The sequence below is a fragment of the Geodermatophilus sp. URMC 61 genome, assembly GCF_052931555.1.
Window position 1 is genome coordinate 135,325 of the sequence record NZ_JBRFHZ010000002.1, and the last position, 13,362, is coordinate 148,686.

A 13,362-nucleotide genomic window follows, 5' to 3' on the forward strand; every position below is an offset into this window, starting at 1 on the left:
TGGTCTGCCCGCTTCAGCGCCTGCTGCACGCGGGCCACGGAACCTCACCGGAGGCCAATCACACTCGTCCAGATCGACCATGTAGCCGGCCAGCTCCAGCTGCCAGGCCAGCTACTCCGCCCATCCGGTGTCCCGCCCGCGTGGCTGACGAAGAATTCGACTCCCCGACCACTCACGCAACAGCGATACACATCACGCGGCGTACGCGCGACCCGCGCCCTTCGAACATGCAAGCCGCCATATCGTATGGTGCACCGGCACCTGAGCACGCCGGATAATCACGGGTCACGCCGTAGCGCCGTGGGGCTCACCGTTTCCACGATGAGGCGCACGGGTTCCGTAGATCCACGATCACAGCGGACGATCCGGGCGGTCAGGAGCAGCACCGCCACCGAGCATGAGGTCGCCGAGGCTGGCGGCCTGGGTTAGGTACAGGATGGTCGGGTGGTCGGGGCCGAGCACGCGGCGGCAGCGCTGCAGGGTGTCCTGACCCAGGGTTCGGGCCGGCTCGGCCTCGCCCAGCGGGACCAGTGCACAGGTGAAGGTGTTGGCGGCGGTGAGGGTGTCGGGATGGTCGAGGCCAAGCTCCCGCTGCCAGCGGTCAAGCAGCTGTTCGGCGACGGTCCGGCTGGCGGAGCTGATTCCTTTGGCTTGCAGAGGGCAGTTCGTGTCCAAGGCCAGTCGCCGGCCGGCGGGAGAGGAGTCATTCTGCGGGGCGGTGGCGAGCACATGTGGAGCCAGCCGGGCGTAGCCGGCCCAGCTGGCCGGATCGTCAGGGTCGCCGGCGGTGGCGGCCAGCAGCGCCACCACCCGCTCGGCGGTGGCCTGCTGCCGGTTCGGGGAGAGCTGGTGGTGGATCACCGCGGCCACCAGCCGGTGGACTTGGAAGCCGCCGGGGAGAGCGGCGGGCCAGCGGGTAGCCGACCAGCGCTCCCACGGTTTCGGCCAGGTCGTCGGGATCGGCGGCGATGCCGCGCAGCGGCCCGTCGAGCAACTCCGGGTAGCGCGTCCCGAACGGACCCTTTCCGGATAGCGCGCCGGCCGCGACGAAAGCGCCGTTGCGCGCGGCAAGTACCTCATGTCACCAACGGGGATTGCGCTGCGGGGTCTCTCGAGTTCTAGGGGCTCGCTCTGCCAGTGTCCGTGTTGCCCTGCGTCCGAGTAGGGATGCAATGCGATCTATTACACCCTCATTGGTCCAATACTCTCCGTGCCTCAGGCCGCTTGAGTCCGGCTCACCGGACCAGCGAGTTGTTGGCTTACCACGGTAACCTACTGCCTCCTTAAGTGGTCCGGGGTCCGGGTCCCGACGGGTGCGGCTTGCCATGTGTCTTGCCATCCACTGACCCGCAGGAAATGAGCGCCGCAGAACGTCGTCGTTCCGCGAGTGAACGACGACCTCCTTCGCAGCATGTGATTTGCCGTAACGGCGTGGGTCCTCGCACAGGCCCGCCGGCACGGCGGCGGCCAGAAGCAAAACGTTCTCGACTCGAACTTTTGGGTGTCCGCCGAGCGCTCGAATGGTTTCTAGCGCCACCCTTGACCCGAGGGAGTGTGCGACAATCTGCAATCTCAGGGTTTTGATTCGCTGCGCCAAATGAGCGAGATAGCTTGCAAGGTCTTGTCCGCATTGCGCCGCTTGTGGAACCCGGCTAAAGTAGAGGGGAGCCGAAGTCGCCTGCCGAGACGTGGCGTCGCCTGGCCAGTAGTAGAGCACGAGCTGATCGAGTTGTCTGTCGCTGAGCCTGTCGCACAGCTGGGAATAAGTCTTCTCCCACGTGTCCGTCGCTCGAGGCTCGCTGTTGTTGAATCCGTGTATGAAAATTGTCAGCGTTGTCCGACCGATGAGCGACCCCCAGCGTGACCGCGGCGCCGCGGGTCGGCCGGCGACGGCAATTTCGCGTGCTAAGACCTGAATGGGCCCGCGCCCCCTCATCGCCGCCAACGCTCAACGGCTGCGACCAGGTCGCGAGCCAACCAGGATATGAAGCCCCCGAGGATAAAGGCTGACGGTAGGAAAGGTAGAAGAGCAGCTCCGTCGCCCTGTGGGTAGTACGCCACGGCAATCGCTATGTAAGTGATGCAGGCGGCAAGGAGGCAGCCTGACAAGCGGAGACACCTTCTCCACCGGGCTCCGATAACAATTTGCAGCTCGTCAAGCGCCGCCTCCAGTCGGGCCCGTACCTCAGCCTCATCGCCGGGGACTTCGCGGTACTCCATCGTCATGGGTTCGTCCCGGCGCCGCCGAATAGAGTACTGGCTTGGAAGGGTAGGCGCTGGAACCGGCATCGAGGTGGTGAGCTGCATCTCCTCCATTTTAGTGAGCGCTCCCAAGAGGGCCGGAACTTGCCTAGTGTCTGATGAGCCTGAGTCCGCCTCTAGTGCCAACAGTTCCTTTTCTGCGATCCCGCCCATCTGGGCTATCAGCTGTTCGAGCGGAACGTCGTACCAGGCCAACTCCGCGCGAAGCCCATAGGGCGACCCTGAGGTCACAGCTCCGCCCAAAAGTCGTGACACCGCCCTTCTCTGGTAAATGCCGCGGATTGGAACGAGTCGGCGCACTATCTCGATGCTGATCATCGCAGCAACTCCGCTGCCCATGATGACCAGAAGTGCCACCCATCCACTTGGCGCGGGGTTCGCAACGCCGCTGGACACGTCAACTAGCGGCAAGGCGACAATAATTCCCGCCACGATAGCGACCGCGAGGCCGGAGAACAGCAGGGCATAGAGCCCGAGTGCAGCAAGTAGCCCTGACAGCCATGACCGTTGGGGGGTGCGGTTGTATGTCATAACACTCCCTGAGCAAGTGGTATAGGCGCAGTAGGCGAAGGTTCATAGGGCGGTCGCAACACCCTGCACTTCAGTTGCTTCTCGTCAATAGATACTGAGCCATTCCGAGTAGCGGAGGGTTGGCTGGTCAGAGGGACACGCCGACGGCGAGGAGATGACCGGAACAAGCACAGGACCTCGGTAGGAGGGACGTCTGCTCACGGATGCCCCACACCGAGGTCCTGTTGTGTCCGATCCTGTCACCTACGCCGCCGTGCTCCCCGTCGCGGAGGAGACCGTGCTGTTCGTGTCGCGGCTGCTGGCCGCCGAGCGCCGCCGCCGCGGCACCCGCGGTCGGCGGCGGGCGCTGGGCTGCTACCGGCAGGCAGTGCTGCTGCTCCGTTGGTTTGTCGACGGAACCCGGCTGGCTCAGCTGGCCGCCGACAACGCCATCGGCCGCTCGACGGCCTACCGCCATCTTCACGAGGGCATCGACGCCCTGGCCGCCGCGGCGCCCGGACTGCGCGGCGCCGGCCATGCGCATGGACCTTGGACGGCGCGCTGGTCCGCACCTACCGCTGCCGGGCTGCGGGGCCGGCCGCGCGCACCGACCGGCCTGACCGGCGGGTGGACCTGTGGTGGTCGGGCAAGCACGCCTGCGACGGCGGCAATGTGCAGGTCATCGCCGCACGGACGGCTGGCCGCTGTGGACCTCCCCCTGCGGCCCGGCCGTGAGCACGACACCACCGCGCTGCGCACCCACGCCGAGTCGCTGCCGCTACTGGGCGAGTGGACCGACGAGGATCATGCCGTCCTGGCCAATCTGGGGTACGAGGGTGAGCGGGCGGCGCTGACCATGCCGATCAAGAAGACCACCGAAGCGCCGCTGACCGACGATCAGCGCACCGTGACCCTGCTGCACGCGGCCACCCGGGCCGTAGCCGAACGCCGCAATTGCCTGCCCGGAACCACCTTTAAGGCCCTGCGCCGGGTCAGCCTCTGTCCCTGGCCATCGGTGCGATAGTCGCCGCCGCTCTCGCGCTGCTCCACCACCAGCACGGCCGCACCACATGGCCAGCAACCCAGCCATTACTGGGAATGGCTCAGTGAGCCCCAGCCCTTTACTCCACGGGTTGTGGGCTCGATCCCCAGAGGGTCACCGCGCTTGGCCTGCGCTTCGCCGAATTGGGCTGCTGACGACTGCGCCACAATGACTCGGGACGGGCATGGCGCCTACGTGGCGAGTGAAGTCGACCTTCCAACCCGCCAAAAGTGCCCCCAATGGGCGATGACTGCCCCGGTCAGAGTCCCTACGGTGCCTGCCGAGGAGAGGGGGAGGGCGCACCAGCAGGCGCGCCCCGAGCCCGTGGTTGGGGAGGGAAGGTGCAATGGGCGCCTATCTGGGCATTTGCGCGCTGGCCCTCATTCTGATGTGGGGATTCGAGGACAACCTGCCAGAGTGGGCGAAAGGCTTCATGTACGTGGGGGCCTTCTTTGGCACGGCCGCGCTCTGGGTTATCGTTTCTCAGTGGCGGGAGATGATCAAGGAGCGGGAGAGGGAAGGGCGCCGAAACGCCGCCGCCGACTAGCCCGGATCCTTCGTCCGGCCCTGGTAATCATCGGACGCGCCTAGGTGGGCCGCGGCGCGTGATTGTGGCGTCGGCGGACCTCGTCGACCACCGCGGTCCCGCGCCGGACGACGCGCCTCTACGAGACCGAGCTGATCGACCGCCAGCGGTCTTGGACCGGCCGCAACGCGGTCGAACGGGAGACCGCCGCCTGGGTTCATAGGTCGGACACCGAACGCCTGCACTCGGAAATCGAATACCGGCCGCCGGTCGAGTTCGAAGACCCTCCACCATGGCTACCCGGGCCCTCAAGGTGGCTTGAACCCAGCCTCCGTCAGATCCAGGACGGTTCAGACGGAGCAAATGATTGCAAAACCGTTGCCCTTCGGGAGACCTGGGCGCTGGCCGCCCTGGTCCCACGCATCACGCCGGGTGCAGACCAAGCTCCCCTGGCACGCCAGTTCTAAAAGTGTCCTGGTCGTTACATTGACCTGTCGAAGGCGCCGCCTGTCGTACTAGGTTGCGCCGCTCCGACCGGGCGCTCGATTCAGTGGGCTGGGCGGCGTCCTCTGGATGGCAGTGCAGGACTAGACCTTCGGGTGACGATGTCGCGGTGACGAAGCCCGAGCGCATCGACCGGGACGTCCTGCATCGCCGGGCTCAGGTTGCGGTGCTGTCCGGCCTGGCTCGGGGCGACGACGTCTACGAGCTCGTGGCGGCCGCGGCTCCTAGCCATGTGCCCGGCTGGTTCACCCCGGACGTCGCACTGCTGGAACACGCCGTCACGGCGCTCGACCTCGCAGTCCGGCCGGCGCTGAGCCATTGGAGTCCGAGGGGCTGCGCGAGCGCTTCCTTCCCGAGGTGACGTTCCGCGACCGTGTGGAGCACCGCAACGGCCAGTACGCCGTCTACGCCGTCGCCTGCATGCGCGGCGGCCCGCAGCCCGACCTGCTGAGCGATGCCGGCTGGTGGCAGACCCCGCTGTGGCAGTACGCCGTCTTCGCCGTCGTCATCTACAGCCGTGCCGCAGCCGAGCGCCGCTCGGTCCCGGTGGGGGAGGTCGCTCGGCAGATTGCCGCCGCGCACAGCCTCGAGCTCACCGCGTGACCAGTTGTGGTCACGGGGAGGGGACGAACGAGGGCCGCGACCTGGCCGTATGGGGGGCCCGGCGTGACCAATCCATGACCAATGGAGCGGAAAACAGGGGTCTCCAGGGGCCTGAAACGGGCTCTCCGGACGGTCCTCCGGTAACCCTCCAGAGGACCTAACAGGCGAGCTGACCTGCGGTTATACGTGGAGCGGGTGACGGGAATCGAACCCGCATGGCCAGCTTGGAAGGCTGGGGCTCTGCCATTGAGCTACACCCGCGAGGTGCTCGGACAGCGTAGCCTCCGTCGGCCCGACCGCGGGCCGGCGGTCGGGGCGTTGCGTCGTCCGCCCTCGTTACGGTCCGCCGCGTGACGGAGACCACGTGGATGGACGCGACCGCCCAGGCGGAGCTGGTGCGCTCCGGGGAGGCGAGCGCCAAGGAGCTCGTCGAGGCGGCCATCGAGCGCATCGAGCGGGTCGACCCACAGCTCCACTCGGTCATCCGCGAACGGTTCGAGGCCGCGCGCGGGGAGGCGGCGGGTGAGCTCCCCGACGGGCCGTTCCGCGGGGTGCCGATGCTGCTGAAGGACCTCGGTTGCCACGTCGCGGGCGAGGAGACCCACTACGGCACCTCGTTCCTGCGCGACGCCGGCGTCCGCTGGCCCACCGACAGCCATCTCGCTCGCCTCTTCCGCGCCGCCGGGTTCGTCTTCCTCGGCCGCACCAACGTGCCGGAGCTCGGCACCACCGAGCCGCAGGCGAACGGTCCCGCCCGCAACCCCTACGACACCGGTCGCTCGACGGGCGGGTCCAGCGGCGGGTCGGCGGCCGCGGTCGCTGCCGGCCTGGTGCCCGTGGCGCACGCCAACGACGGCGGTGGCTCGATCCGCATCCCCGCCAGCGCGTGCGGTCTGGTCGGGCTGAAGCCGACGCGGGCCCGCGTGAGCCAGGGCCCGAGCTGGGGGAGAGCTGGGCCGGCGCCACCATCGACGGCGTCGTCACCCGCTCGGTCCGCGACACCGCAGGGGCCCTGGACGCCATCGGCGTGCCCATGCCCGGCGACCCGTACGCCGCCCCGCCACTGCCCCGGCCGCTCGTCGAGGAGGTCGGCGCGCCGGTGGGCAAGCTGCGCATGGGTCTGCTCGACGCGGACCCGGGGGAGCAGTACCTGGACGACCCGGCCTGCCGGGAGGCGGTGGAGCGCACGGGGCGGCTGCTGGAGGAGCTCGGCTGCACCGTGGAGCCGGGCACGCCCGAGGCGGTGTTCGACCCGCTCTTCCCCCGCTTCTTCACCACCACGATCGCCGCCGACACCGCGCTCACCATCTCGGCCTTCGGACGCTTCGCCCTCGGCCGCCCGGTGGACGACGCGGAGCTGGAACCGCGCAACATGGTGAACCGCGCCGTGGGCCGGAAGCTGTCGGCGGAGGACTACCTGGGCGCCCGCACGTGGCTGGGCTCGTGGACCCGCCGGATGGCCGCCTGGTGGGCCCCGGCCGACGTCGGCGGCGCCGGGTTCGACCTGCTGGTCACCCCGACGGTCGGGGCGCCGCCGCCGGAGCTCGGGTGGTTCACCGCCGAGGGGCCCGAGCAGGAGGGCCGGCGGATCAACAGCTTCATCCCCTACACCGCCCAGTTCAACGTGACCGGGCAGCCAGCGATCAGCCTGCCCCTGCACTGGACCGCCGAGGGGCTGCCGGTCGGTGTCCAGCTGGTGGCCGCCTCCGGCCGGGAGGACGTGCTCGTCCGCGTGGCTGCGGCCCTGGAGCAGGCGGCGCCCTGGGCGGATCGGCGTCCTGTCGTGCACGGTTGAGCGGGCAGCGGCCGCTGGGGGAGGGGCGCCTAGACTCGCGGCTGTCACGGGGTGTGGCGCAGTTTGGTAGCGCACCCGCTTTGGGAGCGGGGGGCCGCAGGTTCAAATCCTGTCACCCCGACCGTTCCCGTCCTCCCGGTCCGCCGGACCGGCACCCGCGCGGCGGTCTCTAGACTCGGGGGTCGACCCGGCGTCGTCCGTCTTGTCCGGCGCCCCATCCCCGTCTGTCGATCGAGGAGCACTGCCGCTGTGAAGAGCACCATCGAGGAACTGGGCCCCACGCGGGTCCGGATGGCGATCGAGGTGCCGTGGGGGGACCTGGACCACGCCTTCGGTGAGGTCTACAAGGAGCTCGGCCGGCAGGTGCGCGTGCCCGGCTTCCGCCCCGGCAAGGTGCCCAACCGGGTGCTCGACCAGCGCATCGGACGGCCGGTGGTGCTCGAGCAGGTCGTCCAGCACGCCATCCCGGAGGTCTACTCCGAGGTCGTGCGGGAGAACCAGGTGCGTGTCCTGGGCCAGCCCGAGATCGAGGTGACCCGCCTCGACGACAACGACACCCTCGCCTTCACCGCCGAGGTCGACGTCGCCCCCAAGATCGAGCTGCCGCCGCTCGACTCCCTCGCGGTCACCGTCGACGACGTCGAGGTCACCGACGAGGAGATCGACCAGCAGATCTCGGTCATGCGCGAGCGCTTCGGCATGCTCACCGGCGTCGACCGCCCCGCCCAGGACGGCGACTTCGTCTCCATCGACCTCGAGGCCAAGCTCGGCGACGAGGTGCTCGAGGACGGCTCGACCACCGGCATGTCCTACGAGGTCGGCTCCGGCAACCTCATGGAGGGCCTCGACGACGCCGTCCGCGGGCTGTCGGCCGACGAGTCGAAGACCTTCCAGACCGCGCTGCTGCAGGGCCCGAACGCCGGGCAGACGGCCGACGTCACCGTCACCGTCCGCTCGGTGAAGACCAAGGAGCTCCCGGAGCTGGACGACGAGTTCGCCTCCACCGCCAGCGAGTTCGACACCCTCGAGGAGCTGCGGGAGGACATCCGGACCCGGCTGGCCCGTACCAAGGTGCTCCAGCAGGGTGCGCAGGCCCGCGACAAGCTGGTCGAGCACCTGCTCGAGACCGTCGAGGTGCCGATCCCGGAGAACCTGGTCGACCGCGAGATCGAGTTCCGCAACCAGGCGATGCAGAACGAGCTACAGCAGGCCGGCATGGACTGGGACAGCTTCCTGCAGATGACCGGTGTCGAGAACCGTGAGGCCTACGACGCCGACCAGCGCAAGAACATCGAGGAGGCGGTGCGCACCCAGTTCATCCTGGACGCCGTCGCCGACGCCCGTGAGGTCACCGTCGACAACGAGGACCTCTCGGCCCAGATCATGGCGCAGGCGCAGCGCAACCGGATGAGCCCGGAGCAGTACGCCCAGCAGCTGCAGCAGGGCGGCAACATCGCCGAGTTCGTCGCCGACGTCCGCCGCACCAAGGTGCTCGCCCAGCTGCTCGAGGAGACGACGATCACCGACGCCTCCGGCAACGTGGTCGACCTCGAGGCGCTGCGTCCGCGCACGGTGCAGGCCCCGGCCGCCGGCGCCGACACCGCCGAGAGCCAGGACGCCGGCAGCGAGGGTGCTGAGGGCGAGACCGCCGACGCCGAGGTCGCCGACGAGGCGCCCGACGCCGAGGTGGCGGACGCGGTCGCCGTCGAGGCGGCCGAGGGCGCGACGGAGGACACCGAGGACGTCACCAAGGGCTGAGTGAGGACCCCCTGCCCCCCACCGCTGAAGGGCACCGTCCTCCTCACCGTTCGCAGGCTCACGGCGAGCCTCTGGACAGGGCCGGCCGCGGGACCCTGCAGGGGTCGGGCGATCCCTCGCACGTTCGGGGCGAGGCCCCTGGACGGGACCGCGCCGCCACGACGCCGTCCCACCCCGAGACCGGGATGGGACGGCGTCGGTCGTCTCGCGGCTGACCGGCGCACCCGGCGCTGCGCCCACGGCGAACACCCCCCTGCGCCGGGACTGTCGCTGCACGGGTCCGCGTTAGGGTCGACGCAGACTCTGGCGAGCACCGGGGAAAGACACCCCTGGGGGCCTCACCCGGGCCCCGCACCACCCAGCCCGCCCCAGATCGCCTGCACGACAGTCCTACGGAGGTCACCGCACCCGTGAGCACCAACCCGATCCAGGCCAGCGCGCCGCTGATGCGTGGCGCCGCCGGGGGGATGAACCTCAACGACTCGGTCTACGAGCGCCTGCTGCGCGAGCGCATCATCTTCCTGGGCACCCAGGTCGACGACGTCATCGCCAACCAGCTGGCGGCGCAGATGCTGCTGCTGTCGGCTGAGGACCCCAAGCGCGACATCCACCTGTACATCAACTCGCCCGGTGGCTCGGTCAGCGCCGGCATGGCGATCTACGACACGATGCAGTTCATCGACTGCGACGTCGCGACCTACGCCATGGGCCTGGCCGCCTCGATGGGCCAGTTCCTGCTCACCGCCGGCACCAGGGGCAAGCGCTACGCCCTGCCGCACGCGCGGATCATGATGCACCAGCCCTCGGCCGGCGTCGGCGGCACCGCGGCCGACATCGCGATCCAGGCCGACCTGTTCCGGCGCACGAAGCGCGAGCTCAACGAGCTGCAGTCCTTCCACACCGGTCAGCCGATCGAGCAGATCGAGCGCGACTCCGACCGCGACCGCTGGTTCACCGCGCAGGAGGCCCTCGAGTACGGCTTCGTCGACCACGTCGTCAGCCGTGCCGCCATGACCGACCAGGCCAACCCGGTCACCGACAACTGACGGTTCGGAGGAGAACTGACATGAGCTTCGAGATGCCCTCCAGCCGCTACGTGCTGCCCTCCTTCGTGGAGCGCACCAGCTACGGCATGAAGGAGTCCAACCCGTACAACAAGCTCTTCGAGGAGCGCATCATCTTCCTCGGGGTGCAGATCGACGACGCGTCGGCCAACGACGTGATGGCCCAGCTGATCACGCTGGAGTCCAACGACCCCGACCGCGACATCACGATCTACATCAACTCGCCCGGTGGCTCCTTCACCTCGCTGATGGCCATCTACGACACGATGATGTTCGTCCGGCCCGACATCCAGACCGTCTGCATGGGCCAGGCCGCCTCGGCCGCCGCCGTCCTGCTCGCCGCCGGCACCCCCGGCAAGCGGCTCGCGCTGCCGTACTCGCGCGTGCTGATCCACCAGCCCTCCGGCGAGGCCGGCGGTCAGGTGTCCGACCTGGAGATCCACGCCGCGGAGATCGAGCGGGTGCGCACCCAGATGGAGCAGATCCTGGCGCGGCACACCGGGCGTACGCCGGAGCAGGTCCGGGCCGACATCGACCGCGACAAGATCCTCACGGCCGAGGAGGCCAAGGAGTACGGGATCGTCGACGCGGTGATCCAGAGCCGCAAGCTCAACGCCCTGCCGGCCTGATCCTCCGAAAAGCGGTACGGGTCGAGTACGCGCGTGTCGGGCGCTCGACCCGTACCGTCGGGGACGCGGGACGCATGTGGTCAGGGCGCCGTCCCCGTCGGGCGAGTCATCGCTCTCCGGGGGCGGCGTCGGCAGGTACGGTCGGCGAGCGCCCGATCCCCGGTCTGAGCCGCCGGGAGGAGAGCCTCGCCGAGCGGGGCCGAGCACGGGACATCAGCACCATCAACAGGCGGGCACCTGAGACCAGGGGCCTGGAGTTCCCCCCGAGGTGGAGGTCAGCAGGTGGCACGAATCGGTGAGAGCGGCGACCTGCTCAAGTGCTCGTTCTGCGGGAAGAGCCAGAAGCAGGTCAAGAAGCTCATCGCTGGCCCCGGGGTCTACATCTGCGACGAGTGCATCGACCTCTGCAACGAGATCATCGAGGAAGAGCTCTCGGAGTCGTCGGACCTGAAGTTCGACGAGCTGCCGAAGCCCAAGGAGATCCACGACTTCCTCGAGCAGTACGTGATCGGCCAGGACAAGGCCAAGCGCGCGCTCTCGGTCGCGGTCTACAACCACTACAAGCGGGTGCAGGCCGGCGGCGCCGGGAGCCGCGACGACTCGGTCGAGCTGGCCAAGTCCAACATCCTGCTGATGGGCCCGACCGGCTGCGGCAAGACGCACCTGGCGCAGACCCTGGCCCGGATGCTCAACGTCCCGTTCGCCATCGCCGACGCCACGGCGCTGACCGAGGCCGGCTACGTCGGCGAGGACGTCGAGAACATCCTGCTCAAGCTCATCCAGGCCGCCGACTACGACGTCAAGCGGGCGGAGACCGGGATCATCTACATCGACGAGGTCGACAAGATCGCGCGCAAGAGCGAGAACCCGTCGATCACGCGCGACGTCTCCGGCGAGGGCGTGCAGCAGGCGCTGCTGAAGATCCTCGAGGGGACGACGGCGTCGGTGCCGCCGCAGGGTGGCCGCAAGCACCCGCACCAGGAGTTCATCCAGATCGACACGACGAACGTGCTGTTCATCGTGGGCGGCGCCTTCGCCGGGCTGGAGAAGATCATCGAGCAGCGGGCCGGCAAGCAGGGCATCGGCTTCGGCTCGGAGATCCGCAGCAAGAAGGAGATCGACGAGGCCAACGCCTTCGCCGAGGTCATGCCCGAGGACCTGCTGAAGTTCGGGATGATCCCCGAGTTCATCGGCCGGCTCCCGGTCATCACCAGCGTGGAGAAGCTGGACCGCGAGGCGCTGATCAACATCCTGACCGAGCCCAAGAACGCCCTGGTGCGCCAGTACCGGCGGCTGTTCGAGCTCGACGGGGTGGACCTCGAGTTCACCGACGACGCGCTCGAGTCGATCGCCGACCAGGCCATCCTCCGCGGTACCGGTGCCCGCGGCCTCCGGGCGATCATGGAGGAGGTCCTGCAGTCGGTGATGTACGACGTGCCCAGCCGGGACGACGTGGCCTCCGTGGTGATCACCAAGGAGGTCGTGCTCGAGCACGTCAACCCGACGATCGTGCCGCGCAAGCCGACCCGCGCCCCCCGCGAGAAGTCGGCCTGAGCACAGGCGCACCACGACGGCCCGTCTCCCAGTTGGGAGGCGGGCCGTCGTCGTTCCCGGCAGCGGGCGGGAGGGCGATGTGCATGCATGGCGCACTCCGTGGCAGAGACGCGCCGCAATTGCACATCACCGGACCCCGAACAGCTCCTGGCGGGCTCGGCAGACGGCGAGGACCTCACGCCGACAGGCCTCCCGCTCACGGGTCAGGCGGTGGTAGCTGAACCGGAGGACCACCCAGCCCAGGCCCGCCAGCGCGACGTCCCGCCGGGTGTCCCGCTCACGTGCTTCCGAGCTGCCGTGGAAGGCCGCGCCGTCGAGCTCCACGGCGACCTTGAGCTCCGGCACCGCGGCGTCCAGGTGGACCGTGCCGAACGACAGGACGACCGGGTGCTGCTGCACGAAGCGCGGCATCCCCGGAGCCTGGAGGACCTGGCGGACGCCCCAGATCTCAAGTTCGCTCTGACACCCCTGCGCGACCAGATCGACGAGGGACCGCAGTCCTCGGCGTCCGGGCAGGGCCCGGACGCCGAGCGGCCTCGGTGCGGAGCTCGGCCACTGTCACTCGCCGCTCGCGGAGTGAGTCGATCACGGCGCCGCGGACCCGTTCGACTGCTCTGCGACCGCCGCTCTGACCGAACGCCGCGCCCCAGCTGTCTGCAAGCGCGCGGGGGAGCGGGGTGACAGGGAACGGTCGAGCTGGTCGGACACCAGGTCTTGGACCCGGTGCACGACGAGCCCACGGCTGCGCGATGCTCTGCGGGTGGCCGGGACGGACACGTGCACCGGCCCGTTGTCGTCATCGAGCACCCGCCACACGGTCAGAGCGGAGACGTGGCTCAGCGTGCCGTCCGTCGCCAGGCCGGCGGCCAGCGCGCGAGTTCGCCAGTCCTCCCAGGCGGGAGGCAGGACCACGACGCCCTGACGGGGGCGCAGCAGTCGTCGATCGGCCACCCACCGACCGACGGTGTGCCGGTCCACCCGGCCGGCGAGTTCGGCCACCCGGGCGACCCCGTGTGGGCCGAGGAGTGCCGCGAGGTCGTGAGCCACCCGGGCACCGTCACGGGGACGGACGCGTCCGGGATGGCACGTCCGTGATCTGTGGACCGGCTACCGGC

The 13,362-nt window shown here is 69.2% G+C and carries 13 protein-coding genes, 2 tRNA genes and 3 pseudogenes; 12 read left to right on the top strand and 6 right to left on the bottom strand.

The genetic code is table 11. The features are described from left to right. Window positions 1-351: 351 nt before the first annotated feature. From ACU610_RS00680 to ACU610_RS00690, 3 genes are all read right to left on the bottom strand, one after another. A complete protein-coding gene (locus ACU610_RS00680; RefSeq protein ID WP_446765808.1) occupies window positions 352-870 on the bottom strand; it encodes a tetratricopeptide repeat protein in 519 nt (172 codons plus the stop codon). A 211-nt stretch (window positions 871-1,081) separates the two neighbouring features. Then, the gene (locus tag ACU610_RS00685; protein WP_446765809.1) at window positions 1,082-1,936 is read right to left on the bottom strand and encodes an alpha/beta hydrolase; all 855 of its coding nucleotides are present in this window, start codon (window positions 1,934-1,936) and stop codon (window positions 1,082-1,084) included. Next, window positions 1,933-2,793, bottom strand: a complete 861-nt coding sequence (locus ACU610_RS00690) for a hypothetical protein (RefSeq protein WP_446765810.1) — start codon at window positions 2,791-2,793, stop codon at window positions 1,933-1,935. The genes ACU610_RS00685 and ACU610_RS00690 overlap by 4 nt, the downstream gene beginning before the upstream one ends. Window positions 2,794-3,046: 253 nt before the next feature. Between ACU610_RS00690 and ACU610_RS00695 the strand changes: the two are divergent. From ACU610_RS00695 to ACU610_RS00715, 5 genes and pseudogenes are all read left to right on the top strand, one after another. Continuing rightward, window positions 3,047-3,882 (top strand): annotated as a pseudogene (locus ACU610_RS00695) (transposase family protein). 278 nt (window positions 3,883-4,160) lie between these two features. Beyond that, window positions 4,161-4,361 carry a hypothetical protein gene (locus ACU610_RS00700; protein ID WP_446765811.1) on the top strand — a complete coding sequence of 67 codons (201 nt, stop codon included), beginning with the start codon at window positions 4,161-4,163 and terminating at the stop codon, window positions 4,359-4,361. A 116-nt stretch (window positions 4,362-4,477) separates the two neighbouring features. Then, window positions 4,478-4,621, top strand: a pseudogene (locus ACU610_RS00705) (IS3 family transposase); the annotation flags it as partial. Between the two features lie 332 nt (window positions 4,622-4,953). Continuing rightward, window positions 4,954-5,205: a hypothetical protein gene (locus ACU610_RS00710; RefSeq protein ID WP_446765812.1), complete on the top strand. Its 252-nt coding sequence runs from the start codon at window positions 4,954-4,956 to the stop codon at window positions 5,203-5,205. After that, on the top strand, window positions 5,202-5,447 hold the full coding sequence (locus tag ACU610_RS00715; RefSeq protein WP_446765813.1) for a hypothetical protein: 246 nt from the start codon (window positions 5,202-5,204) through the stop codon (window positions 5,445-5,447). The genes ACU610_RS00710 and ACU610_RS00715 overlap by 4 nt, the downstream gene beginning before the upstream one ends. A gap of 187 nt (window positions 5,448-5,634) precedes the next feature. Here the strand turns inward: ACU610_RS00715 and ACU610_RS00720 are convergent. Then, window positions 5,635-5,708 (bottom strand) — tRNA-Gly (locus ACU610_RS00720). 107 nt (window positions 5,709-5,815) lie between these two features. On the opposite strand from ACU610_RS00720, the pseudogene ACU610_RS00725 reads away from it, so the two are divergent. From ACU610_RS00725 to clpX, 7 genes and pseudogenes are all read left to right on the top strand, one after another. Beyond that, window positions 5,816-6,331 (top strand): annotated as a pseudogene (locus tag ACU610_RS00725) (amidase family protein); the annotation flags it as partial. A gap of 2 nt (window positions 6,332-6,333) precedes the next feature. Next, window positions 6,334-7,242 carry an amidase gene (locus ACU610_RS00730; RefSeq protein WP_446765814.1) on the top strand — a complete coding sequence of 303 codons (909 nt, stop codon included), beginning with the start codon at window positions 6,334-6,336 and terminating at the stop codon, window positions 7,240-7,242. Window positions 7,243-7,289: 47 nt separating this feature from the next. Beyond that, a tRNA-Pro gene (locus ACU610_RS00735) sits at window positions 7,290-7,363 on the top strand. Window positions 7,364-7,491: 128 nt separating this feature from the next. After that, window positions 7,492-9,000: a trigger factor gene (gene tig / locus ACU610_RS00740; protein ID WP_446765815.1), complete on the top strand. Its 1,509-nt coding sequence runs from the start codon at window positions 7,492-7,494 to the stop codon at window positions 8,998-9,000. Window positions 9,001-9,410: 410 nt separating this feature from the next. Beyond that, entirely contained in the window at window positions 9,411-10,046 is a 636-nt protein-coding gene (locus ACU610_RS00745) for an ATP-dependent Clp protease proteolytic subunit (RefSeq protein ID WP_446765816.1), read from the top strand. A 20-nt stretch (window positions 10,047-10,066) separates the two neighbouring features. Then, entirely contained in the window at window positions 10,067-10,693 is a 627-nt protein-coding gene (locus tag ACU610_RS00750) for an ATP-dependent Clp protease proteolytic subunit (protein ID WP_446765817.1), read from the top strand. A gap of 282 nt (window positions 10,694-10,975) precedes the next feature. Beyond that, window positions 10,976-12,247: an ATP-dependent Clp protease ATP-binding subunit ClpX gene (gene clpX / locus ACU610_RS00755; RefSeq protein ID WP_446765818.1), complete on the top strand. Its 1,272-nt coding sequence runs from the start codon at window positions 10,976-10,978 to the stop codon at window positions 12,245-12,247. 126 nt (window positions 12,248-12,373) lie between these two features. Here clpX and ACU610_RS00760 read toward each other — a convergent pair whose 3' ends face one another. Continuing rightward, a complete protein-coding gene (locus tag ACU610_RS00760; RefSeq protein ID WP_446765819.1) occupies window positions 12,374-12,658 on the bottom strand; it encodes an endonuclease domain-containing protein in 285 nt (94 codons plus the stop codon). A 174-nt stretch (window positions 12,659-12,832) separates the two neighbouring features. Next, window positions 12,833-13,294 (bottom strand): hypothetical protein, encoded by a 462-nt coding sequence (locus ACU610_RS00765; protein WP_446765820.1) that lies wholly within the window; start codon window positions 13,292-13,294, stop codon window positions 12,833-12,835. Between the last annotated feature and the right edge of the window lie 68 nt (window positions 13,295-13,362).